21 protein-coding genes are annotated in these 24,743 nt (G+C 71.7%); 13 read left to right on the top strand and 8 right to left on the bottom strand.

Going from position 1 to position 24,743, the window contains the following annotated elements; genetic code table 11:
- Positions 1-85 precede the first annotated feature (85 nt).
- Positions 86-739, bottom strand: a complete 654-nt coding sequence (locus ACFWXO_RS14580) for an MBL fold metallo-hydrolase (RefSeq protein ID WP_380524182.1) — start codon at positions 737-739, stop codon at positions 86-88.
- 57 nt (positions 740-796) lie between these two features.
- A complete protein-coding gene (locus ACFWXO_RS14575; protein WP_380524180.1) occupies positions 797-1,531 on the bottom strand; it encodes a maleylpyruvate isomerase family mycothiol-dependent enzyme in 735 nt (244 codons plus the stop codon).
- A gap of 268 nt (positions 1,532-1,799) precedes the next feature.
- On the opposite strand from ACFWXO_RS14575, the gene uvrA reads away from it, so the two are divergent.
- The 11 genes from uvrA to ACFWXO_RS14520 all read left to right on the top strand — a co-directional run bounded on the left by uvrA (position 1,800) and on the right by ACFWXO_RS14520 (position 15,136).
- Positions 1,800-4,796: an excinuclease ABC subunit UvrA gene (uvrA, locus tag ACFWXO_RS14570; RefSeq protein ID WP_380524178.1), complete on the top strand. Its 2,997-nt coding sequence runs from the start codon at positions 1,800-1,802 to the stop codon at positions 4,794-4,796.
- Positions 4,797-5,091: 295 nt separating this feature from the next.
- Positions 5,092-5,535: a Rieske (2Fe-2S) protein gene (locus ACFWXO_RS14565; protein ID WP_375888356.1), complete on the top strand. Its 444-nt coding sequence runs from the start codon at positions 5,092-5,094 to the stop codon at positions 5,533-5,535.
- 42 nt (positions 5,536-5,577) lie between these two features.
- On the top strand, positions 5,578-7,635 hold the full coding sequence (gene uvrC, locus ACFWXO_RS14560) for an excinuclease ABC subunit UvrC (protein ID WP_380524176.1): 2,058 nt from the start codon (positions 5,578-5,580) through the stop codon (positions 7,633-7,635).
- Positions 7,636-7,753: 118 nt separating this feature from the next.
- Complete coding sequence (gene rapZ, locus ACFWXO_RS14555) at positions 7,754-8,638, top strand: RNase adapter RapZ (protein ID WP_375888361.1); 885 nt, start codon at positions 7,754-7,756, stop codon at positions 8,636-8,638.
- A 64-nt stretch (positions 8,639-8,702) separates the two neighbouring features.
- On the top strand, positions 8,703-9,788 hold the full coding sequence (gene yvcK, locus ACFWXO_RS14550; protein ID WP_380396336.1) for a uridine diphosphate-N-acetylglucosamine-binding protein YvcK: 1,086 nt from the start codon (positions 8,703-8,705) through the stop codon (positions 9,786-9,788).
- Positions 9,779-10,759: a DNA-binding protein WhiA gene (whiA, locus tag ACFWXO_RS14545; RefSeq protein WP_188308910.1), complete on the top strand. Its 981-nt coding sequence runs from the start codon at positions 9,779-9,781 to the stop codon at positions 10,757-10,759. The genes yvcK and whiA overlap by 10 nt, the downstream gene beginning before the upstream one ends.
- Positions 10,760-11,166: 407 nt before the next feature.
- On the top strand, positions 11,167-12,171 hold the full coding sequence (gene gap / locus ACFWXO_RS14540) for a type I glyceraldehyde-3-phosphate dehydrogenase (protein WP_375888364.1): 1,005 nt from the start codon (positions 11,167-11,169) through the stop codon (positions 12,169-12,171).
- A gap of 152 nt (positions 12,172-12,323) precedes the next feature.
- Entirely contained in the window at positions 12,324-13,526 is a 1,203-nt protein-coding gene (locus ACFWXO_RS14535) for a phosphoglycerate kinase (RefSeq protein ID WP_375888367.1), read from the top strand.
- Between the two features lie 7 nt (positions 13,527-13,533).
- A complete protein-coding gene (gene tpiA, locus ACFWXO_RS14530; protein ID WP_375888370.1) occupies positions 13,534-14,319 on the top strand; it encodes a triose-phosphate isomerase in 786 nt (261 codons plus the stop codon).
- Between the two features lie 87 nt (positions 14,320-14,406).
- A complete protein-coding gene (gene secG, locus ACFWXO_RS14525; protein ID WP_350509343.1) occupies positions 14,407-14,643 on the top strand; it encodes a preprotein translocase subunit SecG in 237 nt (78 codons plus the stop codon).
- A 205-nt stretch (positions 14,644-14,848) separates the two neighbouring features.
- Complete coding sequence (locus tag ACFWXO_RS14520) at positions 14,849-15,136, top strand: RNA polymerase-binding protein RbpA (protein ID WP_030308030.1); 288 nt, start codon at positions 14,849-14,851, stop codon at positions 15,134-15,136.
- 126 nt (positions 15,137-15,262) lie between these two features.
- Here ACFWXO_RS14520 and pgl read toward each other — a convergent pair whose 3' ends face one another.
- From pgl to tkt, 5 genes are all read right to left on the bottom strand, one after another.
- Entirely contained in the window at positions 15,263-16,051 is a 789-nt protein-coding gene (pgl, locus tag ACFWXO_RS14515; protein WP_375888375.1) for a 6-phosphogluconolactonase, read from the bottom strand.
- Positions 16,048-17,136 carry a glucose-6-phosphate dehydrogenase assembly protein OpcA gene (opcA, locus tag ACFWXO_RS14510; protein ID WP_380524172.1) on the bottom strand — a complete coding sequence of 363 codons (1,089 nt, stop codon included), beginning with the start codon at positions 17,134-17,136 and terminating at the stop codon, positions 16,048-16,050. The genes pgl and opcA overlap by 4 nt, the downstream gene beginning before the upstream one ends.
- Positions 17,133-18,689, bottom strand: coding sequence for a glucose-6-phosphate dehydrogenase (gene zwf, locus ACFWXO_RS14505; RefSeq protein WP_375888493.1), 1,557 nt, complete (start codon positions 18,687-18,689; stop codon positions 17,133-17,135). Before zwf ends, opcA begins: the two co-directional genes overlap by 4 nt.
- A 64-nt stretch (positions 18,690-18,753) precedes the next feature.
- Positions 18,754-19,896 (bottom strand): transaldolase, encoded by a 1,143-nt coding sequence (gene tal, locus ACFWXO_RS14500; RefSeq protein WP_380524170.1) that lies wholly within the window; start codon positions 19,894-19,896, stop codon positions 18,754-18,756.
- A gap of 93 nt (positions 19,897-19,989) precedes the next feature.
- The gene (tkt, locus tag ACFWXO_RS14495; protein WP_380524168.1) at positions 19,990-22,089 is read right to left on the bottom strand and encodes a transketolase; all 2,100 of its coding nucleotides are present in this window, start codon (positions 22,087-22,089) and stop codon (positions 19,990-19,992) included.
- 463 nt (positions 22,090-22,552) lie between these two features.
- On the opposite strand from tkt, the gene ACFWXO_RS14490 reads away from it, so the two are divergent.
- Complete coding sequence (locus ACFWXO_RS14490) at positions 22,553-23,500, top strand: heme o synthase (RefSeq protein WP_380524166.1); 948 nt, start codon at positions 22,553-22,555, stop codon at positions 23,498-23,500.
- A 72-nt stretch (positions 23,501-23,572) separates the two neighbouring features.
- On the opposite strand, the gene ACFWXO_RS14485 is transcribed toward ACFWXO_RS14490, so the two are convergent.
- Positions 23,573-24,214 carry a DUF2461 domain-containing protein gene (locus tag ACFWXO_RS14485; protein ID WP_380524164.1) on the bottom strand — a complete coding sequence of 214 codons (642 nt, stop codon included), beginning with the start codon at positions 24,212-24,214 and terminating at the stop codon, positions 23,573-23,575.
- Between the two features lie 72 nt (positions 24,215-24,286).
- Between ACFWXO_RS14485 and ACFWXO_RS14480 the strand changes: the two genes are divergently transcribed.
- The gene (locus ACFWXO_RS14480; RefSeq protein ID WP_380524163.1) at positions 24,287-24,625 is read left to right on the top strand and encodes a hypothetical protein; all 339 of its coding nucleotides are present in this window, start codon (positions 24,287-24,289) and stop codon (positions 24,623-24,625) included.
- Positions 24,626-24,743 lie beyond the last annotated feature (118 nt).

Here is a 24,743-nt window from a genome sequence, read left to right as displayed (position 1 = left end):
GGGTGGTCGGCTCGACCGGGCAGGCGCCGTACGCGGCGGTCGGCGGCGGGCTGGCGGCCGGGGTCCCTCCGCGTCCGGGGGCGGGCTACCAGCCGCGCTCGCGCCACTCGGCGAGGTGCGGGCGCTCCGCGCCGAGGGTGGTGTCGTTGCCGTGGCCGGGGTAGACCCAGGCCTCGTCGGGCAGGACGTCGAAGACCTTCTCGTTGACGTCCCGGAAGAGGCTGTCGAAGGCCGCCGGGTCGCCCCAGGTGTTGCCGACGCCGCCCGGGAAGAGGCAGTCGCCGGTGAACACGTGCGGGTGGCCCTGGGGGTCGTCGTAGACCAGCACGATCGCGCCCGGGGTGTGCCCGACCAGGTGCCGGACGGTCAGCCCGACCTCGCCGACCCGCAGGGTGTCGCCGTCCGCGAGCCGCAGCCCGGTCGGCACGTCGATGCCCTCGGCGTCGTGCTCCCCGGCGGCGGTGCGGGCGCCGGTGGCGGCGACCACCTCGGCCAGCGCCCCCCAGTGGTCCTGGTGCCGGTGGGTGGTGACGACGGTCGCCAGGGCGTCCCCGACCGTCTCCAGCAGCACCGGGGCGTCGGCGGCCGCGTCGATCAGCAGCTGCTCGTCGGTGGCCCGGCAGCGCAGCAGGTACGCGTTGTTGTCGTACGGGCCCACGGCCACCTTGCTGATGATCAGGTGGGCCAGCTCGCGCACGTCCGGCGGCCCGCCGACCTTGACCGCTCCGTGGTACGTCATCCGTCCGCTCCTCGTCAGGGTCCGACTGAAACTGGGTTCGGGATCATCCTCGCGCCCTCAGCCCAGCGGGGGAAGCGGGGGGAGGGCGGTGTCGGGGGTGCGGGGCAGGTCGGTGCCGGCGGAGCGGCCGGAGAGCCAGGCGAGCAGGGCGCGGACGGGACCGCGGACGGTGAGGGCGGCGCCGCCGGTGCCGATCAGGCCCTTGTCCCCGGTGTCCTCGGCGACCAGCTCGACGGCGGGCAGGTCGGCGCCGGCCAGCCTGGTGGCGAGCTTGCGGAACTCGGTGACGGCGAAGACCTCCGGCCAGTGGGCGGGGGTGTAGCCGCCGTCCAGGTCGACCAGGTGGTACTCCAGCTCGCCGAGGCGCTTCCAGACGAGGTCGCAGGCCGGGAAGACCGCGCCCGAGCGGTGGCGCACCTCGGCGGCCCAGTCCTCGGGGGTCATCAGCGCGACGGCCGCCAGGAAGTGCTCGTGGGACTCGCGCAGGTCGGCGAGCTGGGCCTCCAGCGGGCGGGCGGCGCCCTCCTGGATGCCGTCCTCGCGGGCCTGCTCGCTCGCGTACTGGGGGATGTCGGTGCCGGTGCGGGCGCCGGTCAGCAGGTTGACCAGGGAGTCGGCGTTGCGGGAGACGTGGGCGAGTACGTGGCCGCGGGTCCAGCCGGGGAGTGCAGAGGGCTCGGCGAGGGCCTCGGGCGCCAGCCCGGCGACGGTCTCCAGCAGGGCCCGGGTGCCGTCCTCCACCAGGGCCAGGTGCTCGGCGGCGATCGCGGCTGCGGACTGCGGGTCGGTCATCGGATCTGCCTTCCGTACGGGGCGGTGCGTTGCCCGGAGGGGGCTTCGCTCGTTGACCAGCCGACGCTACCGCCCGGTTCCCGGTCCTGAGCAGGGGTTTTTCGGTCCGGGTACGGACGGTCCGGCGGGCGCTGTCACTCGTTCGGGTGGACTCCACTGGACGAAGTCGAGATTCGAACGTCTGAGCTATAGGCTGGCTGCCGCATCCTGGAAGAAGAACACCCCACACACCGCAAGCCCTCTCGTCCGGAGAAAGGCGCCAGAAGCAGTGGCCGACCGCCTCATCGTCCGCGGTGCTCGCGAGCACAACCTCAAGAACGTCTCGCTCGACCTGCCCCGCGACTCCCTCATCGTCTTCACGGGCCTCTCCGGCTCCGGCAAGTCCTCGCTCGCCTTCGACACGATCTTCGCCGAGGGCCAGCGCCGCTACGTCGAGTCGCTGTCCTCCTACGCCCGGCAGTTCCTCGGGCAGATGGACAAGCCCGACGTCGACTTCATCGAAGGCCTCTCCCCGGCCGTCTCGATCGACCAGAAGTCCACCAACCGCAACCCCCGTTCGACCGTCGGCACCATCACCGAGGTCTACGACTACCTGCGCCTGCTGTTCGCCCGGATCGGCAAGCCGCACTGCCCGCACTGCGGCCGCCCGATCGCCAAGCAGTCGCCGCAGGCGATCGTCGACAAGGTGCTGGAGCTCGCCGAGGGCACCCGGTTCCAGGTGCTCAGCCCGATGGTGCGCGAGCGCAAGGGCGAGTTCGTCGACCTCTTCGCCGACCTCCAGTCCAAGGGCTACTCGCGCGCCCGGGTCGACGGCGAGACGGTCCAGCTCGCCGAGCCGCCGAAGCTCAAGAAGCAGGAGAAGCACACCGTCGAGGTGGTCGTCGACCGCTTGACCGTCAAGGAGAGCGCCAAGCGGCGGCTCACCGACTCGGTGGAGACGGCCCTGCGGCTGTCCGGCGGCATGGTCGTGCTCGACTTCGTCGACCTCCCCGAGGGCGACCCGGAGCGCGAGCGGATGTACTCCGAGCACCTCTACTGCCCGTACGACGACGTGTCGTTCGAGGAGTTGGAGCCGCGCTCGTTCTCCTTCAACTCGCCGTTCGGCGCCTGCCCGGACTGCTCGGGCCTGGGCAACCGGATGGAGGTCGACCCGGAGCTGGTCGTGCCGGACGTCGAGCGCTCGCTCGACGAGGGCGCGATCCACCCGTGGTCGGCCGGGCACGCCAAGGAGTACTTCCAGCGCCTGATCGACGCGCTGGCCGGGGAGCTCGGCTTCCGCACCGACATCCCCTGGGCCGGGCTGCCCGCCCGCGCCAAGAAGGCGCTGATGTACGGGCACAAGCACCAGGTGGAGGTGCGCTACCGCAACCGCTTCGGCCGCGAGCGCTCGTACAGCACCGGCTTCGAGGGCGCCGTCCCGTTCATCCAGCGCCGGCACACCGAGGCGGAGAGCGACAGCAGCCGCGAGCGCTTCGAGGGCTACATGCGCGAAGTGCCCTGCCCGACCTGCCAGGGCACCCGGCTCAAGCCGGTGGTGCTCGCGGTCACCGTCGAGGACAGGTCGATCGCCGACGTCTCCTCGATGTCGATCAGCGACTGCGCCGAGTTCCTGGGCGCGATGAGGCTCAACGACCGGGACAAGCAGATCGCCGAGCGGGTCCTCAAGGAGGTCAACGAGCGGCTGCGCTTCCTGGTCGACGTCGGCCTGGACTACCTCTCGCTGGACCGCGCGGCCGGCACCCTGTCCGGCGGCGAGGCCCAGCGCATCCGGCTGGCCACCCAGATCGGCTCCGGCCTGGTCGGCGTGCTGTACGTGCTGGACGAGCCGTCCATCGGCCTGCACCAGCGCGACAACCACCGGCTGATCGAGACGCTGGTGCGGCTGCGCGACATCGGCAACACCCTGATCGTGGTCGAGCACGACGAGGACACCATCAAGACCGCGGACTGGGTGGTGGACATCGGCCCGGGCGCCGGTGAGCACGGCGGCAAGGTGGTGCACTCCGGCGCGTTGAAGGGGCTGCTGGCCAACGAGGAGTCGCTGACCGGGCAGTACCTCTCCGGCAAGAGGTCCATCCCGATCCCGGCGGCCCGCCGCGAGCGGGACAAGAAGCGCCAGCTGACGGTGCACGGCGCCCGCGAGCACAACCTCAAGGACGTCACGGTCGGCTTCCCGCTCGGCACCTTCACGGCGATCACCGGCGTCTCCGGCTCCGGCAAGTCGACGCTGGTCAACGACATCCTCTACACCCACCTCGCCCGGGAGCTGAACGGCGCCCGCAGCGTGCCCGGCCGGCACACCCGGATCACCGGCACCGACCTGGTGGACAAGGTGGTGCACGTCGACCAGTCGCCGATCGGCCGCACCCCGCGCTCCAACCCGGCCACCTACACCGGGGTGTTCGACCACGTCCGCCGGCTCTTCGCGGAGACCCAGGAGGCCAAGGTCCGGGGCTACCTGCCCGGCCGGTTCTCCTTCAACGTCAAGGGCGGCCGCTGCGAGAACTGCACCGGCGACGGCACCATCAAGATCGAGATGAACTTCCTGCCGGACGTCTACGTCCCGTGCGAGGTGTGCCACGGCGCCCGGTACAACCGGGAGACGCTGGAGGTGCACTACAAGGGCAAGTCCATCGCCGAGGTGCTGGACATGCCGATCGAGGAGGGGCTGGCCTTCTTCGAGGCCGTCCCGGCGATCGCCCGCCACCTGCGGACGCTCAACGACGTCGGCCTCGGCTACGTCCGGCTCGGCCAGTCCGCGCCGACGCTCTCCGGTGGCGAGGCGCAGCGCGTCAAGCTCGCCTCCGAGCTGCAGAAGCGCTCCACCGGGCGGACGGTCTACGTGCTGGACGAGCCCACCACCGGCCTGCACTTCGAGGACATCAGCAAGCTGATCAAGGTGCTCAGCGGGCTGGTGGACAAGGGCAACACGGTGATCGTGATCGAGCACAACCTCGATGTGATCAAGACCGCCGACTGGGTCGTGGACATGGGCCCCGAGGGCGGTTCCGGCGGCGGCACGGTGGTCGCCGAGGGCACCCCGGAGCAGATCGCGGCCTTCCCGGAGAGCCACACCGGCAAGTTCCTGCGGGACATCCTGCCGGGCGACTTCGCCGACGCCCCGGTCCCGGCGCCCGCCAGGAAGGCGCCCGCGAAGAAGGCACCCGCCAAGAAGGCGGCCGCCGCGACGGCCGCCAAGGCCCCGGCGGCCAAGGCGGCCGTCAAGAAGGCCCCGGGCAAGCGGGCCGCCGCGGCCAAGAAGTAGCTCCTGCCCGCCCTGCCGCTCCCGGACGTGGCGCCCCCCCCCCCCCCCCCCCCCCAGGGCGCGGGGGGGGGGGGGGGGAATGAAGGGGGGAGAGCGACCGCAACACACCCACCGAAGCAGACCCCCACTCAGAAACAACCCCCACCCCCAAACCCCATTTTTTTTTTGTTTGGGGGGGTGGGTTTTTTTTAAACCCCCCCCCCCGCCCCCCCCGCACACCCGGGGCGCGGCGGGGCGGGTGCGGCATAGACTTCCGTGGTCCCTCGCAGCAGCAGCACACCGTAGGAGCGCACCGATGTCCGAGGCCCCCGAGACCAGCCCCGCCACCTCCCGGCGCACCCTGCTCTGCGGAGCCGCGGCCGTGCTGGCGGCCGGCGGCACCGTGGCGGTCACCGGCTGCGGCTCCTCCGCCGGCTCCTCGGACACCGGCGGCGCCGCCAAGGGCCCGGTGGACCTCGGCCCCGCCTCGGCCGTCCCGGAGGGCGGCGGCAAGGTCTTCCGCGAGCAGAAGATCGTCGTCACCCAGCCGACCGCCGGCCAGTACAAGGCGTTCAGCGCCAAGTGCACCCACGCCGGCTGCGTCGTGGACCAGGTCAAGAACCAGCAGATCCAGTGCCCCTGCCACGGCAGCCGGTTCGCCATCGCCGACGGCGCGGTGCAGGACGGCCCGGCCCCCAGCCCGCTGCCCTCCTACGCCGTCACGGTCGAGGGCGGGAACCTCAAGGTCACTCCGAGCTGAAGCAGTTGATCGACGTGCAGCCGAACTCGGTACGGTGGACCCATGGCTGACCCGAGCACCTACCGCCCGGCGCCGGGCGCGATCCCGACCTCCCCGGGCGTCTACAAGTTCCGTGACGCCCACGGCCGGGTCATCTACGTCGGCAAGGCCAAGAGCCTGCGGCCGCGGCTGTCGTCCTACTTCCAGGACCTCGCCGGCCTGCACCCGCGCACCGCGACCATGGTCACCACCGCCGCCTCGGTGGAGTGGACCGTGGTCGCCACCGAGGTCGAGGCGCTCCAGCTGGAGTACTCCTGGATCAAGGAGTTCGACCCCCGGTTCAACGTCAAGTACCGCGACGACAAGAGCTATCCGGAGCTCGCCGTCACCCTCAACGAGGAGTACCCGCGGGTCCAGGTGATGCGCGGGGCGCACAAGAAGGGCGTGCGCTACTTCGGCCCCTACGGGCACGCCTGGGCCATCCGCGAGACCGTCGACCTGCTGCTGCGCGTCTTCCCCGTCCGCACCTGCTCCAACGGCGTGTTCAAGCGCGCCCGGCAGGTCGGCCGCCCCTGCCTGCTCGGCTACATCGGCAAGTGCGCCGCGCCCTGCGTCGGCAAGGTCTCCGCGGACGAACACCGGGCGCTGGCCGAGGACTTCTGCGACTTCATGGCCGGGCGCACCGGCAACTACCTGCGCCGGCTGGAAGAGCAGATGCAGGAGGCCGCGGTCGAGATGGAGTACGAGAAGGCGGCCCGGCTGCGGGACGACATCGGCGCCCTCAAGCGCGCGATGGAGAAGAACGCCATCGTGCTCGCCGACGCCACCGACGCCGACCTGCTGGCCGTGGCCGAGGACGAACTGGAGGCCGCCGTCCAGATCTTCCACGTCCGCGGCGGCCGGGTGCGCGGCCAGCGCGGCTGGGTCACCGACAAGGTCGAGGACGTGGACACCGCCGGCCTGGTGGAGCACGCCCTCCAGCAGCTCTACGGCGGCGCCGGCCCGGACGAGCGCAACGAGTCCGTCCCGCGCGAGGTGCTCGTCCCCGCCCTGCCCGAACCGGCCGCCCCCGTCCGGGAATGGCTCAGCGGACTGCGCGGCAGCCAGGTCGACCTGCGGATCCCGCAGCGCGGCGACAAGAAGGACCTGATGGCCACCGTGCAGCGCAACGCCCAGCACGCGCTGGCCCTGCACAAGACCAAGCGCGCCTCCGACCTCACCACCCGCAGCCGCGCCCTCCAGGAGATCGCCGACGCGCTGGAACTGGACTCCGTCCCGCTGCGGATCGAGTGCTACGACATCTCCCACCTCCAGGGCGAGGACGTGGTCGCCTCCATGGTCGTCTTCGAGGACGGCCTGGCCCGCAAGAGCGAGTACCGGCGCTTCCAGATCAAGGGCTTCGAGGGCCAGGACGACGTCCGCTCGATGCACGAGGTGATCAGCCGCCGCTTCCGCCGCTACCTCCAGGAGCGCGAGCAGACCGGCGAGTGGGCCGTCCCGGAGGAGCCCGACGAGGACCAGCCGGGCGACGGACAGCGCACCGAGGACGGCCGCCCCAAGCGCTTCGCCTACCCGCCGCAGCTGCTGGTGGTCGACGGCGGACAGCCCCAGGTCGCCGCCGCCCAGCGGGCGCTGGAGGAACTCGGCATCGACGACGTCGCGCTGTGCGGCCTCGCCAAGCGCCTGGAGGAGGTCTGGCTGCCCGGCGAGGACGACCCGGTCGTGCTGCCCCGCTCCAGCGAGGGCCTCTACCTGCTCCAGCGGGTCCGCGACGAGGCCCACCGCTTCGCGATCGGCTACCAGCGCGCCAAGCGTTCCAAGCGACTCACCGCCGGGGAACTGGACTCCGTCCCGGGCCTCGGCGAGACTCGCCGCCAGGCGCTGCTCAAGCACTTCGGCTCGCTGAAGAGGCTCCGGGCCGCCACCGTCGACGAACTCTGCGCGGTACCCGGCATCGGGCGCCGCACCGCGGAAACTGTTGCGGCGGCGTTGTCGTCCCGTACACCCGCCGCACCCGCGGTCAACACCGCGACCGGCGAGATCATCGAGGACGGGGCCGACGAGGCCGCCGAGCCGGTGGCCGCAGCACCCCAGACCGCACCATCCCAGGAGACGCCATGACGGCCGACGCCGCCCGTCTGTCGGCGCGCCCCGACCCCGCCGGACTGTCCGGGACGGGGAAGGGCGGCCGTGCCGTGCGCGTTCTCCCCAGCAGAAAGACCGAGAGCGGGGAACCGAAGTGACCGTGTCAGACGTGGCCGAGAACGCACCGGAGCTGGTGATCATCTCCGGCATGTCCGGAGCCGGCCGCTCCACCGCCGCGAAGTGCCTGGAGGACCTGGGCTGGTTCGTGGTGGACAACCTGCCGCCGGCCCTGATCCCGACCATGGTCGACCTGGGCGCCCGTTCCCAGGGCAACGTCGCCCGGATCGGCGTCGTCGTGGACGTCCGCGGCCGCCAGTTCTTCGACGACCTGCTGACCTCGCTGGACGAGCTGGAGAAGCGCGGCGTCCGGCTCCGGGTGGTCTTCCTGGACTCCTCCGACGACGCACTGGTCCGCCGCTTCGAGAGCGTGCGCCGCCCGCACCCGCTGCAGGCCGACGGCCGGATCGTGGACGGCATCGCCCAGGAGCGCGACCTGCTGCGCGACCTGCGCGGCGAGGCCGACCTGGTGATCGACACCTCCAACCTCAACGTGCACCAGCTGCGCGCCAAGCTGGACGCCCAGTTCGCCGACCACGACGAGCCCGAGCTGCGCGCCACCGTGATGTCCTTCGGCTTCAAGTACGGCCTGCCGGTCGACGCCGACCTGGTGGTGGACTGCCGCTTCCTGCCGAACCCGCACTGGGTGCCCGAGCTGCGGGCCCGTACCGGCACCGACTCGGACGTCGCCGACTACGTGTTCCAGCAGCCCGGCGCCAACGAGTTCCTGAACGGCTACGCCGAGCTGCTGCGCATCGTCACCGAGGGTTACCGCAGGGAGGGGAAGCGCTACATGACGCTTGCCGTAGGCTGCACCGGTGGCAAGCACCGTAGCGTCGCCATGTCCGAGCGTCTGACCAAGCGTCTCATCGCCGACGGAGTCGAGACGGTGCTCGTCCACCGTGACATGGGTCGGGAGTAACCGCCGCCTTCCCTGCCGGGCCGCCGGCGGAGCCGGTGGCGGGGCCGAGGAACGCGAGGTGATTGTGGCGGGATACGTGCCCGGGCGACAGCTGCAGAGCAGGACCGCGGAGCGGGCGGCCGGCCCGTCGCCGGGTCGGCCGCGGAGCAGTCCCGCCCGGGCCAATCCGGCCCCCCGGATCACGGCGCTCGGCGGCGGGCAGGGCCTGTCCGCGTCGCTGTCCGCGCTGCGCCGGCTCACCAGCGACCTCACGGCGGTGGTCACCGTCGCCGACGACGGCGGCTCCAGCGGGCGGCTGCGCGAGGAGCTGGGGGTGCTGCCGCCCGGCGACCTGCGCAAGGCGCTGGCCGCGCTGTGCGGGGACGACGACTGGGGCCGCACCTGGTCCGAGGTGATCCAGCAGCGCTTCACCGGCAACGGCGAGCTGGGCGGCCACGCCGTCGGCAACCTGCTGATCGTGGCGCTGTGGGAGAAGCTCGGCGACCCGGTCGCGGCGCTGGACTGGGTCGGCCGGCTGCTGAACGTCCAGGGCCGGGTGCTGCCGATGTCGGCGGTGCCGCTGGACATCGAGGCCACCGTGCGCGGCCACGACCCGGCCCGCCCGGCCGAGCTCACCGCCGTCCGCGGCCAGGCCGACGTGGCCGTCACCCCCGGCACCGTGCAGTCGATCCGGCTGCTGCCGGACGGGCCGCCGGCCGTCCCGGAGGCCGTCACGGCGGTCCGGGAGGCGGACTGGGTGGTGCTCGGCCCCGGCTCCTGGTTCACCAGCGTGCTGCCGCACCTGCTGGTGCCCGAGCTGGCCAAGGCGCTGGTGGAGACCCGCGCCCGCCGCCTGCTCACCCTGAACCTGGCCCCGCAGCCCGGGGAGACCGAGGGCTTCACCCCGCAGCGCCACCTGGAGGTCATCGCCGACCACGCTCCCGACCTCGCGGTGGATGCGATCCTGGTGGACGAGCGCGCCGTCACGGGCGGCGCCTTCGGCCAGGCGGACCTGGCCGGACTGGAGAAGGCCGCCGAGCGGATGGGTGCCGCACTGGTGCTCGGCACGGTAGCCCGCACCGACGGCACCCCGCGACACGACCCGGAGCTGTTGGCAGCCGCGTACGACCGGATTTTCCGGACACATGGAAGGATCGGGCCATGGCGATGACTCCAGCGGTGAAGGACGAGATCAGCCGGCTCCCGGTCACCCGGGCCTGCTGTCGCAAGGCTGAGGTGTCGGCGATCCTGCGGTTCGCGGGCGGGCTGCACATCGTGAGCGGCCGCATCGTGATCGAGGCGGAGCTGGACACCGGCGCGGCGGCGCGGCGGCTGCGCAAGGACCTGCTGGAGATCTTCGGGCACTCCTCCGACCTCGTGGTGATGGCGCCCGGCGGCCTGCGGCGCGGCAGCCGCTTCGTCGTCCGGGTGGTCAAGGACGGCGAGCTGCTCGCGCGCCAGACCGGGCTGGTGGACGGCCGCGGCCGGCCGATCCGGGGCCTGCCCCCGGCAGTCGTCTCCGGGGCCACCTGCGACGCCGAGGCCGCCTGGCGCGGGGCCTTCCTGGCGCACGGCTCGCTCACCGAGCCGGGCCGCTCCTCTTCGCTGGAGATCACCTGCCCCGGCTCGGAGGCGGCGCTGGCCCTGGTCGGCGCGGCCCGCCGGCTCGGCATCCCGGCCAAGGCCCGCGAGGTGCGCGGGGTGGACCGGGTGGTCATCCGCGACGGTGACGCGATCGGCGCGCTGCTGACCCGGCTGGGGGCGCACGAGTCGGTGCTCGCCTGGGAGGAGCGCCGGATGCGGCGCGAGGTCCGGGCCACCGCGAACCGGCTCGCCAACTTCGACGACGCCAACCTGCGCCGCTCGGCCCGCGCCGCGGTGGCGGCCGGCGCCCGGGTGCAGCGCGCGCTGGAGATCCTCGGCGAGGAGGTGCCCGAGCACCTGGCGGCGGCCGGCCAGCTGCGGATGCAGCACAAGCAGGCCTCGCTGGAGGAGCTGGGCGCGCTCGCCGACCCGCCGCTGACCAAGGACGCGGTGGCCGGCCGGATCCGCCGCCTGCTGGCGATGGCCGACAAGCGGGCGGCCGAGCTGGGCCTGCCGAGCACCGAGGCCAACCTGACCGACGAGATGGCGCTCAACTGATCGTTCGCGGTCGATGACCGGACCGCCCCGAGTCGAAGGGGCGCGCCGGTGCCGAAAGGGAGAAGCGAGCGAGGGAGAGCCGACCGTCGGCGCCGGGTCAGAGCGCCCCGGAGGCGAGCGGGCGAGTAGCAGCGGCCGGTGTCCGGATTCCGGGCACCGGCCGTCGTCGTGTCCGGGGTCGGACGGGGGTCGGACGGGGATCCGAAATTGGTCAAGACCACTTGACCAGGACCAACGGCCCGGAGGGGCAAGGACGGAGGGCCCCGGAACGCGCCACGCCACGTCTTGCCAGGTGGCGCGATGTGCCCTCCCAGGGTCGGGAGAGGTAGGGTCGTAGGCGGTCGGGGACTTCCCAAATCTCATCCCCGTCGGCTCAGCGCCGGCGTACCTAACGAGGAGATCGGTTCGTGACGATCCGGGTAGGCATCAACGGCTTCGGCCGCATCGGCCGCAACTTCTTCCGCGCCGTCAAGGCCCAGGGCGCGGACATCGAGATCGTCGGTGTCAACGACCTCACCGACACGAAGACCCTGGCTCACCTGCTCAAGTACGACACCACCCTGGGCACCCTCCAGGCCGAGGTCTCGCACACCGAGGACAGCATCACCGTCGACGGCCACACCTTCAAGGTGACCGCCGAGCGTGACCCCGCCAACCTGCCGTGGGCCGCCCTGGGCGTCGACATCGTCGTCGAGTCCACCGGCATCTTCACCAAGGCCGAGGCCGCGAAGAAGCACCTCGCCGCCGGCGCGAAGAAGGTCATCATCTCGGCGCCCGCCACCGACGAGGACGTCACCATCGTCCTGGGTGTCAACGACGAGAAGTACGACGCCGCCAACCACCACATCATCTCCAACGCCTCCTGCACCACGAACTGCGTGGCGCCGATGGCGAAGGTGCTGAACGAGAGCTTCGGCATCGTCAAGGGTCTGATGACCACCGTCCACGCGTTCACCAACGACCAGGTGACCCTGGACTTCCCGCACAAGGACCTGCGCCGTGCTCGTGCGGCCTCGCAGAACATCATCCCGACCTCGACCGGTGCCGCCAAGGCGACCGCCCTGGTCCTGCCGGAGCTGAAGGGCAAGCTGGACGGCACCTCGCTGCGCGTCCCGGTCCCGACCGGCTCGATCACCGACCTGGTCGTCACCCTGGAGCGCGAGGTCACCAAGGAGGAGGTCAACGCGGCCTTCCAGAAGGCGGCGGAGGGTTCCCTCAAGGGCATCCTGGCCTACACCGAGGACCCGATCGTGTCGTCGGACATCGTCAACGACCCGGCCTCCTGCATCTTCGACTCGCAGCTCACCATGGTCCAGGGCAACCAGGTCAAGGTGCTCGGCTGGTACGACAACGAGTGGGGCTACTCGAACCGCGTCGTGGACCTGGTCACCCTCGTCGGTGGCCAGCTCTGACGCAGTGGGAGCTGACGTGATGTAGGGGCGAGGGCCCGGACGGCGACAACGTGCCGACCGGGCCCTCGTTCTGCGTACAAGGACTTCTCAGGCGGCCCCTGCGCCGTGCCGCCTCTGCGCATCAACCATCTCCCCAGGAGACAGAAGAACCCGTGAAGACCATCGAAGACCTGGACGTCGCCGGCAAGCGCGTCTTCGTGCGCGCCGACCTGAACGTCCCGCTGTCGGACGGCCGGATCACCGACGACGGCCGGATCCGCGCCGTGGCGCCGACCATCGCCAAGCTCGTCGAGCGCGGCGCCAGGGTCGTCGTCGCCTCCCACCTCGGCCGCCCCAAGGGTGAGCCGGACCCGCAGTTCTCGCTCGCCCCGGTCGCCGAGCGGCTCGGCGAGATCCTCGGCAAGCCGGTCGCCTTCGCCACCGACACCGTGGGCGAGTCCGCCACGGCCACCGTCGCCGCGCTGTCCGGCGGCGAGGTCGCGCTGCTGGAGAACCTGCGCTTCAACGCCGGTGAGACCAGCAAGGACGACGCCGAGCGCAAGGCCTTCGCCGAGCGGCTGGCCGCCCTGGCCGACCTGTACGTCGGCGACGGCTTCGGCGCCGTGCACCGCAAGCACGCCTCGGTGTACGACCTGCCGGCCCTGCTGCCGCACGCCGCCGGCGACCTGATCGCCACCGAGGTCGGCGTGCTCAAGAAGCTGACCGAGGACGTCAAGCGCCCGTACGTGGTGGTGCTCGGCGGCGCCAAGGTGTCCGACAAGCTCGGCGTGATCGACAACCTGCTGGAGAAGGCCGACCGGATCCTGATCGGCGGCGGCATGGCGTACACCTTCCTCAAGGCCCAGGGCCACGAGGTCGGCATCTCGCTGCTGCAGGCGGACCAGATCCCGGTCTGCCTGGAGTACCTGGCCCGGGCCGAGGCGCGCGGCGTCGAGTTCGTGCTGCCGGTGGACGTCCTGGTCTCGGCCGAGTTCCCGGACCTCAAGGGCAAGACCCCGGCGACCTACGACATCGTCTCCTCGGACGCCATCCCGGCCGACCAGGAGGGCCTGGACATCGGCCCGAAGACCCGCGAGCTGTACGCGGCGAAGCTGGCCGACGCGGGCACCGTGTTCTGGAACGGTCCGATGGGCGTCTTCGAGCACCCCGACTACGCGAACGGCACCAAGGCCGTCGCGCAGGGCCTGCTGGACAGCGACGCGTTCACCGTGGTCGGTGGCGGCGACTCCGCCGCGGCCGTCCGCATCCTGGGCTTCGACGAGAACGCCTTCGGACACATCTCGACCGGCGGTGGCGCGAGCCTCGAGTACCTGGAGGGCAAGACCCTTCCCGGTCTCGCCGCCCTGGAGGACTGAGAAACAGATGACTGAGCGTCTCCCGCTGATGGCGGGCAACTGGAAGATGAACCTCAACCACCTCGAGGCCATCCAGCACACCCAGAAGCTGGCCTTCGCGCTGGCCGACAAGGACTACGAGGCCGTCGAGGTCGCCGTCCTGGTGCCGTTCACCGACCTGCGGTCGGTGCAGACCCTGGTCTTCGGCGACAAGCTGAAGATCAAGTACGGCTCGCAGGACATCTCGCGGCACGACGGCGGCGCCTACACCGGCGAGGTCTCCGGACCGATGCTGGCCAAGCTCCAGTGCACCTACGCGGTGATCGGCCACTCGGAGCGCCGCCAGTACCACGGCGAGAACGAGGAGATCGTCAACGCCAAGGTCAAGGCCGCCTACCGGGCCGGGGTCACCCCGATCCTGTGCATCGGCGAGCCGCTGGAGATCCGCAAGGCCGGCACCCACGTCGAGCACACCCTGGCCCAGCTGGACGGCGCCCTGGAGGGCGTCCCGGCGGACCAGGCCGAGTCGATCGTGGTCGCCTACGAGCCGGTCTGGGCGATCGGCACCGGCGAGGTGGCCACCCCGGAGGACGCGCAGGAGGTCTGCGCCGCGATCCGGGTCCGCCTGGCCGAGCTGTACAGCGCCGAGCTGGCCGACAAGGTCCGTGTGCTGTACGGCGGTTCGGTCAAGTCGTCGAGCGCGGCCGGCCTGATGGCCAAGCCCGACATCGACGGCGGCCTGATCGGCGGTGCCTCGCTGGACGCCGACGAGTTCGTCAAGATCGTGCGCTACCGTGAGCAGGCAGTAGGCTAACGCCGCCGCAGCAACGTAGGCTTTGGGGCCGGACCGCCGACAGCGGTCCGGCCCCGTCGCCGAAGATACGAGAGAGTTGGTCCGGTCGTGGTTCTCGGGTTCTCGATTGCCCTGATCATCTTCAGCCTGCTGATGATCCTGCTGGTGCTCCTGCACAAGGGGAAGGGCGGCGGCCTGTCGGACATGTTCGGTGGCGGTGCCATGTCCACCGGTGGCGGTTCGGCGGTGGCCGAGCGCAACCTGGACCGCATCACCATCGTGGTCGGCATCGGCTGGTTCGCCTCCATCATGGCGCTGGGCCTGGTCCTGAAGTACAAGAGCTGACGCAGCCCTGACGCCCCGTCGCCCGAGCGCCTATCCTGGGACGGTCGGGGGCGGAGGCGATGGTGGCGGAGGCTTAAGTCCTGCTTACACTAGGACGACTTTCGCCACCGACGCGCACCGCGGCGGGTCGGCGCACCAGCACGCAGGGAGTCAGACCGTGGCAAGTGGCAACGCCATCCGTGGGAGCAGGGTCGGGGCAGGCCCGATGGGGGAGGCGGAGCGCGGCGAGTCCGCTCCGCGCAACAGGATCTCCTTCTGGTGCGCCAACAAGCACGAGACGCGCCCCAGCTTCGCCGCCGAGGCCGTCATCCCGGACACCTGGGACTGCCCGCGCTGCGGCTTCCCGGCCGGGCAGGACGAGCACAACCCGCCGGCGCCCTCGCGCAACGAGCCGTACAAGACCCACCTCGCCTACGTCCGGGAGCGGCGCACCGACGCCGACGGCGAGGCGATCCTCGCCGAGGCGCTGGCCAAGCTGCGCGGCGAGATCTGAGGAGCTGACGACAAAGGGCGCCACCCGTCGAGTGACGGGGGCGCCCTTCGGCGTTCCTGCTGTTCCTGCTGTTCCTGCTGTTTCCGGCGTTCCCAGCCGTCCCGGCCGCGGCGGCCGGGACGGCTGTTACGCCGAGGCCGGCGGGTACAGCTGCGGCGGGATCCGTTCGGCGGCGGCGCGGTCCAGCAGCCACAGGGTGCGGCTGCGGCCGTACGCGCCGGAGGCGGGCGCCTGGAGCTCGCCGGGGCCGGACAGGGCCAGCGCGACCGCGCCCGCCTTGTCCTCGCCGGCGGCCAGCAGCCAGACCTCGCGGGCCGCCCGGATCGCCGGGAGGGTGAGCGAGACCCGGGTCGGCGGGGGCTTGGGGGCCCCGCGCACGCCGATCACGGTCAGCTCGGTCTCCCGCACGCCCGGGTGCTCCGGGAAGAGCGAGGCGACGTGGGTGTCCGGGCCGACGCCGAGCAGCAGCACGTCGAAGGCCGGGACGCCGAGCCGGTCGCCCGGTCCGGCGGCCTTGGCCAGCTCCTCCGCGTAGCGGGCGGCGGCCGCCTCCACGTCCGAGCCGTCCACCCCGTCCGAGGCGGGCATCTCGTGCACCCGCGCCGGGTCGAGCGGGACGGCGTCCAGCAGCTCGGCGCGGGCCTGGACGGCGTTGCGGTCCGGGTCGGCGGCGGGGACGAAGCGCTCGTCGCCCCACCACAGGTCCAGCCGGCCCCAGTCGACCGCGTCGCGCGCCGGGGAGGCGGCGATCGCGGCCAGCAGGGCGTTGCCGTTGCGGCCGCCGGTGAGCACCACCGAGGCGGTGCCGCGGGCGGCCTGGGCGTCCACGATCCGGGTGATCAGTCGGGCCGCGGCCGCCTGGGCCATCAGCTCCTTGTCCCGGTGGACGACCAGCTGCGGGGTCGCGGCCGTCATGCGCTGCCCTTGGCGGCGCGCTTGCCCGCGGCCTTCTTCGCGGCGGGCTTGTCCGCGTCGGCGGTCACCCGGGCCGGGTCGGCCACCGCGGCGTCGGCGGCCGCGGCCGCCGCGTCGGCGACGGGCTCGGCCGCGGCCACCGGGGCGGTCTGCTCCGAGGGCTCGCGCAGCCGCTCGACGGACGTACGCACGGCCGACGAGTAGATGTCGTCCGGGTCCAGCCGGCGCAGCTCCTCGGCGATCAGCTCCGAGGTCTCGCGCCGCTTGAGCGCCACCTGGCGGTCCGGCGAACCGGGCATGGAGAGCGTGCCCATCAGGCCGTCCGGACGGTCCAGGGTGATGTCCCCGTCCTTGGTGCGCAGGTGCACCGCGGTGATGCCGGGGCCGCCGGTGACGACCCGCTCGACCGGCACGTTCAGCCGGTTGAGCAGCCACAGGCCGAGCAGCTCGACGCTGGGGTTGTAGGACTCGCCCTCGACCACCACCGAGCTGACGGCGGCCGGCCGCTGGTCCAGCGCGGCGGCCAGCATCGAGCGCCAGCCGGTGATCCGGGTCCAGGCCAGGTCGGTGTCGCCCGGGGTGTAGCTCTGGGCCCGATGGGCGAGCTGGCCGACCGGGGACTCGGCGGTGACGGCGTCGGTGATCCGGCGCTGGGCGAGCGCGCCCAGCGGGTCCTGCGCCGGGTGCTGCGGCGCGTTGTCCGGCCACCAGACCACGGTCGGGGCGTCCGGCAGCAGCAGCGGCAGGACCACCGACTGGGCGTGCGAGGCGAGTTCGCCGTGCATGCGCAGGATGACCGTTTCTCCGGAGCCGGCGTCCGAGCCGACCAGGATCTCGGCGTCCAGCCGGGTCTCGGCGCGGGCCCGGGGCGAGCGGCCGGCGCGCTTGATCACCGCGAGGGTGCGCATCGGGTGCTCGCGGGAGGCCTCGTTGGCGGCCTTGAGGGCGTCGTAGGCGCTGCCCTCGTCGGTCACGATGACCAGGGTGAGCACCATGCCGGCGGCGGTGGAGCCGCTGGTCCGGCGCGCCTCCATCAGCGCGGCGTTGATCTTGCTGGACGTCGTGTTGGTGAGGTCGATCTTCATGGCCGCCGCCAGCTCCTGCCGTCTCGTGCGAGCATCTCGTCCGCCTCGGTGGGGCCCCAGGTGCCCGCCGCGTACTGGGCGGGCTTGCCGTGGGCGTCCCAGTACTTCTCGATCGGGTCGAGGATCTGCCAGGAGAGCTCGACCTCCTGGTGGCGCGGGAACAGGTTGGCGTCGCCGAGCAGCACGTCGAGGATGAGCCGCTCGTACGCCTCCGGGCTGGACTCGGTGAAGGACTCGCCGTAGGCGAAGTCCATCGTGACGTCCCGGACCTCGAAGGAGGTGCCCGGCACCTTGGAGCCGAACCGCACCGTCACGCCCTCGTCCGGCTGGACCCGGATGACCAGGGCGTTCTGCCCCAGCTCCTCGGTCGCGTAGGAGTCGAACGGCAGGTACGGGGCGCGCTGGAAGACCACCGCGATCTCGGTGACCCGGCGGCCCAGCCGCTTGCCGGTGCGCAGGTAGAACGGGACGCCCGCCCAGCGGCGGTTGTTGATCTCCAGCTTGATGGCCGCGTAGGTGTCGGTCTTGGAGTCCGGGTTGATGCCGTCCTCGTCCAGGTAGCCGACCACCTCCTCGCCGCCCTGCCAGCCGGCCGCGTACTGGCCGCGCACGGTGTGCCGGCCGAGGTCGGCCGGGAGCTTGACGGCGCTGAGCACCTTGAGCTTCTCGGCCACCAGCGCCTTCGGGTGGAAGGACGCCGGCTCCTCGATGGCGGTGAGCGCCATCAGCTGGAGCAGGTGGTTCTGGATGACGTCACGGGCGGAGCCGATGCCGTCGTAGTAGCCGGCCCGGCCGCCGATGCCGATGTCCTCGGCCATGGTGATCTGCACGTGGTCGACGTACGACCGGTTCCAGATCGGCTCGAACATCTGGTTGGCGAAGCGCAGTGCCAGGATGTTCTGGACCGTCTCCTTGCCCAGGTAGTGGTCGATCCGGAAGACCTCGTCGCGCGGGAAGACCTCGTGGACGACCTTGTTGAGCTCCTGGGCGCTCTCCAGGTCGTGGCCGAAGGGCTTCTCGATGACGGCGCGGCGCCAGGAGCCCTGCGGCGGGTCGGCCAGGCCGTGCTTCTTGAGCTGCTGGACGACCGTGGGGAAGAACTTCGGCGGGACGGACAGGTAGAAGGCGAAGTTGCCGCCGGTGCCCTGGGCCTTGTCCAGCTCCTCGATGGTCTCGCGGAGCTTGTCGAAGGCCTCGTCGTCGTCGAAGGTGCCCTGGACGAAGCGCATGCCCTTGGCGAGCTGCTGCCAGACCTCCTCCCGGAACTGGGTCCGGGCGTGCTCCTTGACCGCGTCGTGGACCTCCTTGGCGAAGTCCTCGTCCTCCCACTCGCGGCGGGCGAAGCCCACCAGGGAGAAGCCCGGCGGCAGCAGACCCCGGTTGGCCAGGTCGTAGATGGCCGGCATCAGCTTCTTGCGGGACAGGTCGCCGGTGACCCCGAAGATGACCAGACCGGACGGCCCCGCGATGCGCGGGAGCCGCCGGTCGGAGGGGTCACGAAGCGGGTTGACGGGGGCGGCCGGGAGGTCGTCCGCGTCCGATTCCGACGTCAACTCGGGGAAATCAGTGCTCACTTGGTGTGCTCCGCTTTCGTGCGCTGGCTGTGTGAGCGGGGGTTCACTTCTCGTTGGCGAACGCGGCCAGCGAGGCGGTGACGGTGTCGAGCAGCTCCTGCCAGGACTGCTCGAACTTCTGCACGCCCTCGTCCTCCAGCACCTGGACGACGTCGTCGTAGTCCACGCCGGCGGCCGCGATGGCGTCCAGGACGGCCTTGGCGTCGGCGTAGTTGGGGACGATGGTGTTGCCGGTGACCACGCCGTGGTCGCCGGTGGCGTCCAGGGTGGCCTCGGGCATGGTGTTGACGGTGCCCGGGGCGACCAGCTCGGTGACGTACAGGGTGTCCGGCAGGGCCGGGTCCTTGACGCCGGTCGAGGCCCACAGCGGGCGCTGCGGCTTGGCGCCGGCGTCCTCCAGGGCCTTCCAGCGGGCGCTGCCGGCGGTCCTGCCGTCGACCGAGCCGAAGACCTCCTCGTACGCCTGGTAGGCGAGGCGGGCGTTGGCCAGCGCGGCCTTGGAGCGCAGGTCCTTGGCGTCGCCGCCGATCTTGTCCAGGCGCTTGTCGATCTCGGTGTCCACGCGGGACACGAAGAAGGAGGCCACCGACTCGATCTGGGAGAGGTCCAGGCCCTTGGCCTTGGCGGCCTCCAGGCCGGTCAGGTAGGCGTCGATGACGGCCTTGTAGCGCTCCAGCGAGAAGATCAGCGTGACGTTGACGCTGATGCCCAGGCCGATGACCGCGGCGATGGCCGGCAGGCCGGCCTGGGTGGCGGGGATCTTGATCAGGACGTTCGGGCGGTCGACCAGCCACCACAGCTGCTTGGCCTCGGCCACGGTCGGGGCGGTCTCGTGCGCCAGACGCGGGTCGACCTCGATGGAGACCCGGCCGTCACGGCCGTTGGAGGCGTCGTAGACCGGGCGCAGCACGTCCGCGGCGTCGCGCACGTCCGAGGTGGTGATCATGCGGATCGCCTCGTCGGTGGTGACCCCGCGGACGGCGAGGTCGCGCAGCTGGCCGTCGTAGGAGCTGTCGCCGCTGCCGGCGATGGCCTTCTGGAAGATGGTCGGGTTGGTGGTGACACCCACCACGTGCTTGTTCTGCACCAGCTCGGCCAGGTTGCCGGAGTTCAGCCGCGCGCGGCTGAGGTCGTCCAGCCAGATCGCAACGCCTTCGTCGCTGAGGCGCTTCAGTGCGTCAGTCATGGTGCTTCAGTCCTTCGTCTTCTTCTGCTTCGTGGGGTAGTCAGAGGGGCCGGGCCGTCGACGTGCGGGTCTCGGGCCCGGCCGCGGGAACTGCTAGCGGTTGACGGCTTCGAGGGAGCGCAGGGCGTTGTGCGCCTCGGCGACGACGCGCTCGGAGGTCAGGCCGAACTCCTCGAACAGCACCTGGTAGTCGGCGGAGGCACCGAAGTGCTCCAGCGAGACGATCCGGCCGTGGTCGCCGACCAGCTCGCGCCAGCCCTGGGCGATGCCGGCCTCGACCGAGACGCGGGCCTTGACCGACGGCGGCAGCACGCTGTCGCGGTAGGCCTGGTCCTGCTCCTGGAACCACTCGAAGGACGGGACCGAGACCACGCGGGTCGCGATGCCCTCGGCCTCCAGGACCTCGCGGGCCTTGACGGCCAGCTGGACCTCGGAGCCGGTGCCCAGCAGGATCACCTGCGGGTCGCCGTTGCCGGCCTCGGCCAGCACGTAGGCGCCCTTGGCGGTGCCCTCGGCGGAGGCGAAGACCTCGCGGTCGAAGGTCGGGACGTTCTGGCGGGTGAGCGCGAGGCCGACCGGGCCGGGGTGGCTGGTCTGGCGCTCGATCACGGTGCGCCAGGCGACGGCCGTCTCGTTGGCGTCGGCCGGGCGGACCATGGCCAGGCCCGGGATGGCGCGCAGCGAGGCCATGTGCTCCACCGGCTGGTGGGTCGGGCCGTCCTCGCCGAGGCCGATCGAGTCGTGCGTCCAGACGTAGGTGACCGGCAGCTTCATCAGCGCGGCCAGGCGCACGGCCGGGCGCATGTAGTCGGCGAAGACCAGGAAGGTGCCGCCGTACACGCGGGTCCTGCCGTGCAGGGCGATGCCGTTCATGGTCGAGCCCATGGCGTGCTCGCGGATGCCGAAGTGGATCGTCCGGCCGTACGGGCTCGCCGACTTCAGCGGGTTGCCCTCGGGGAGGAAGGAGCTGTCCTCGTCGATGGTGGTGAGGTTGGACTCCGCGAGGTCGGCCGAGCCGCCCCACAGCTCCGGGATCACCGCGCCGAGCGCCTTGAGGGTCTCGCCGGAGGCCTTGCGGGTGGCGACGTCCTTGCCGGCCGGGAAGGAGGGGACGGCCTTCTTCCAGCCCTCGGGCAGCTCGCCGGCCTGGATGCGGTCGAACTCGGCGGCCCGGTGGGCGTTCGCGGCGCGCCAGGCGTCGAAGCCCTGCTGCCACTGGTCGCGGGCGGCCTTGCCCCGCTTGATGACCTGACGGGCGTGCTCGATGACCTGGTCGCTGACCTCGAAGGTCTTCTCCGGGTCGAAGCCCAGGACCTTCTTGGTGGCGGCGATCTCGGCGGCACCGAGCGCGGAGCCGTGCGCCTTGGCGGTGTTCTGGGCGTCCGGGGCCGGCCAGGCGATGATCGTGCGCATCGCGATCAGCGACGGGCGGGAGGTCTCGGCCTTGGCGGCGGCCAGCGCACCGGCGAGGGCCTCGACGTCGATGTCGCCGTTGGCCTTCGGGGTGACCCGCTGGACGTCCCAGCCGTACGCCTCGTAACGCTTGAGGACGTCCTCGGAGAAGGCGGTCTCGGTGTCGCCCTCGATCGAGATGTGGTTGTCGTCGTACAGGGCGACCAGGTTGCCCAGCTTCTGGTGGCCGGCCAGCGAGGAGGCCTCGGCCGAGATGCCCTCCTCCAGGTCGCCGTCGGAGACGATGGCCCAGACGGTGTGGTCGAAGGGGGACTCGCCGGCCGCCGCCTCCGGGTCGAACAGGCCGCGCTCGTAACGGGCGGCCATCGCCATGCCGACCGCGTTGGCGATGCCCTGGCCGAGCGGTCCGGTGGTGGTCTCCACGCCCGCGGTGTGGCCGTGCTCCGGGTGGCCCGGGGTGCGGCTGCCGGCCACGCGGAAGGCCTTGAGGTCGTCCAGCTCCAGGCCGTAGCCCGAGAAGTACAGCTGGGTGTAGAGCGTCAGGCTGGTGTGCCCGGGGGAGAGGACGAAGCGGTCGCGGCCGACCCAGGCCGGGTCGGTCGGGTCGTGGCGCAGGAAGCGCTGGAAGATCAGGTAGGCCGCGGGGGCCAGCGACATGGCCGTCCCGGGGTGCCCGTTACCGACCTTCTGGACAGCGTCCATCGCCAGGACCCGCGCCGTGTCAACCGTGCGCTCGTCCAGGTCGCTCCACTCGAATGCGTTCTTCGGCGCAGTGCTCACCCTGTCTCAGGGCTCCTTCCATTGTGAAGAGTGACCCCGTGAATGGGGACCGGGTCGGCCACGGCGCTGTGGTCCCGACTGTGGATGGTGCCGGTCACGGAGGGTAGATCCCGCTTCTGCGTGCGAGCCTACCGTCCGGGCCGGGGCTCACCCTCCGTGCCGGGACAACCGGGATTTCCGCATGGTGATTCCCACTAGGGCGTTCTGATCCCTTTCGTCCCAGGCTCTCCCGATTCGGCTGGGCGCGCCGCCCGGGTGGTCAAGGCGGGTTGCGGGGACGCGGCGGAGGCGCTTCGTGGCTTCACCCAGTCGGTTGACCCGGGGGAGGGCCGTCCGCCCCGCCGGGGGACCCCGGAGCCGGTTGGGATGTATGGAGCGTCTATGGTGTCGTGGTACGCGCAGAGCGGACGATTCGGGACCCTTCGTTCCTGTGGACGCCTGCGAAGTTTCATCTTCAGTTGGGGTGTTAGTGACCGCCGTCGAAACCCGTCCCGCCGGGGTCACCGGGGCGACTCCTGCGCACCGGCCCATCGGGGCCCGTGTCGGCGCCTTCGTCGCACTGACCAAGCCGCGGATCATCGAGCTGCTGCTGATGAGCACCGTGCCGGTGATGTTCCTGGCCCAACAGGGCGTGCCGAACATGCTGCTGGTGCTCAAGGTCGTGGTCGGCGGCTACCTGTCGGCGGGCGGTGCCAACGCCCTCAACATGTACATCGACCGCGACATCGACGCGCTGATGACCCGCACCGAGCGGCGGCCGATCGTCACCGGGATGGTGTCCCCGCGCGAGGCGCTGGTCTTCGGCATCGTGCTCGGCGTCCTCTCCACCCTGCTGCTCGGCTTTGGGGTCAACTGGCTCTCCGCCGGACTCGCGCTCGGCGCGCTGCTGTTCTACGTGTTCGTCTACACGCTGGGGCTCAAGCGGCGCACCTCGCAGAACATCGTCTGGGGCGGCATCGCCGGCTGCATGCCGGTGCTGATCGGCTGGTCCTCGGTGACCGACTCGGTGTCCTGGGCGGCGGTCGCGCTGTTCCTGGTGGTCTTCTTCTGGACCCCGCCGCACACCTGGGTGCTGTCGATGAAGGTGCGCGACGACTACGAGCGGGCCGGCGTGCCGATGCTCCCGGTCGTCAAGGGCAACGTGGCCGTCGGCAAGCAGGTCGTCGCCTACTCCTGGGTGATGGTCGCGGTCTCGCTGGCCGTCTGGCCGCTCGGGCACATGAGCTGGCTGTACCCCGTCGCCGCGGTGCTGCTCGGCGGGTTCTGGCTGCGCGAGGCGCACGCGCTGTACGGGCGGGCCAAGGCCGGGATCGTGGGCGCCAAGCTCAAGGAGATGCGGCTGTTCCACTGGTCGATCACCTACCTGTCGCTGCTGTTCGTGGTGTGCGCGATCGACCCGTTCGTGAAGTAAGGCCCCCGTTTCTGGTTGAGCGAAGAGCCCCGGTCCTGGTGGACCGGGGCTCTTCGCGTTGTCTTCGTGTCGTCACCGGGCCGGTAGCTCGGAGGGGCCGACGTGGTCGTCCAGCCAGTCCTTGAGCGGCTGGGAGGCGCGCAGGAAGGCGGCGATCCGGGTGTGGGCGGTGCGGGTGCCGAGCCACTTCGCGGGCTCCCACTCCTGCCAGGCCACCAGGCCCTTGTGGCGCAGCAGCCCGATCCGCGGGTGGTCCTTCGGGTAGCCGCGCGGGGCGGACTTGAGGGAGTCCCGGCCGTGGACCTGCGGGCCGTCCTTCTCCACCCGGGCGATCACCCGCTCCAGCTCGGCGCCGCTGACGTCCTCCGCGACGGCGGCGCGGTAGCGGTCCAGCTGGTCCGGGGCGAGCTGGTACATCCCGTTGCCGCAGGCCAGGCCGTCCGCGGAGAGCTGGACGTAGCCGCCGGCCTCCAGGTGCGCGCCGATGTGCGTCTTGTACGGGGACTTGTCGGCGCTGAACCGGACGTCCCGGTTGGGGCGGAAGATCTTCCCCGGCCCGAACTCCGGCTCCAGCTCGGCGAGCAGCAGCTCCATCGGGGCCCGTACGGCTTCGTCGTACTGCGCCTTGTGGGCCTGCCAGAAGGTCTTGGAGTTGTCGGCCTCGAGGTGCTCGTAGAAGTCCAGCGCCTCGGCCGGCCAGCCTGTGAACGTCATGTTCCGAGTATGTGGCCCGGTGCACAGGGCGCTCCCGTCGCCAGCGCCTCTACCGGTGGGTAGCATGCGGGCATGAGCAGCGCAGAGACCGCCACCGCCGCCACGCCGGACGCCCGCACCGAGCGCCGCGCCAAGCGCATCGCCAAGCACCTCACCAGCTTCGCCCAGCAGCACGGCGGCAGCGCCGACGCGGTCGTCGAGTACGTCGGCGGCGTGGCCACCCGCATCGTCGTGGTCGGCGCGGACGGCGCCTGGGGCGACCAGGTCGCCCCCACCTACGCCGTCGGCCGCCGGGCCGCCGAACTGGCCGGACTCACCCTGCACGAGAACTTCGAGGGCGAGCTGGGCCTCAAGGTCAAGACCGGCCCGTACGAGTGGAAGCGCATGGCGGGCATCCAGCTCGGCGGCTGAGTCTTCGAGTGTGGTGTGGGGGGGGGGGGGGGGCGCCCGCGGGGGGGGGGGGGGGGGGGGGGGGGGGGGGGGGGGTGTTGGGGGGGGTCGGGCCGGGGCCCGGCGCCCCGGCCGGGCC

Source organism: Kitasatospora sp. NPDC059088, assembly GCF_042738155.1.
GTDB lineage: Bacteria > Actinomycetota > Actinomycetes > Streptomycetales > Streptomycetaceae > Kitasatospora.
This window is presented reverse-complemented; position numbering and strand designations above follow the sequence as displayed.

Bases quoted from the DNA above. Each gene is read 5' to 3' on its own strand.
- whiA (WP_188308910.1), top strand. From the start codon at position 9,779: ATGGCGATGACTCCAGCGGTGAAGGACGAGATCAGCCGGCTCCCGGTC.
- ACFWXO_RS14580 (WP_380524182.1), bottom strand. From the start codon at position 739: ATGACGTACCACGGAGCGGTCAAGGTCGGCGGGCCGCCGGACGTGCGC.
- tal (WP_380524170.1), bottom strand. From the start codon at position 19,896: ATGACTGACGCACTGAAGCGCCTCAGCGACGAAGGCGTTGCGATCTGG.
- ACFWXO_RS14575 (WP_380524180.1), bottom strand. From the start codon at position 1,531: ATGACCGACCCGCAGTCCGCAGCCGCGATCGCCGCCGAGCACCTGGCC.
- ACFWXO_RS14520 (WP_030308030.1), top strand. From the start codon at position 14,849: ATGGGGGAGGCGGAGCGCGGCGAGTCCGCTCCGCGCAACAGGATCTCC.
- pgl (WP_375888375.1), bottom strand. From the start codon at position 16,051: ATGACGGCCGCGACCCCGCAGCTGGTCGTCCACCGGGACAAGGAGCTG.
- uvrC (WP_380524176.1), top strand. From the start codon at position 5,578: ATGGCTGACCCGAGCACCTACCGCCCGGCGCCGGGCGCGATCCCGACC.
- opcA (WP_380524172.1), bottom strand. From the start codon at position 17,136: ATGAAGATCGACCTCACCAACACGACGTCCAGCAAGATCAACGCCGCG.
- tpiA (WP_375888370.1), top strand. From the start codon at position 13,534: ATGACTGAGCGTCTCCCGCTGATGGCGGGCAACTGGAAGATGAACCTC.
- ACFWXO_RS14485 (WP_380524164.1), bottom strand. From the start codon at position 24,214: ATGACGTTCACAGGCTGGCCGGCCGAGGCGCTGGACTTCTACGAGCAC.
- ACFWXO_RS14565 (WP_375888356.1), top strand. From the start codon at position 5,092: ATGTCCGAGGCCCCCGAGACCAGCCCCGCCACCTCCCGGCGCACCCTG.
- ACFWXO_RS14480 (WP_380524163.1), top strand. From the start codon at position 24,287: ATGAGCAGCGCAGAGACCGCCACCGCCGCCACGCCGGACGCCCGCACC.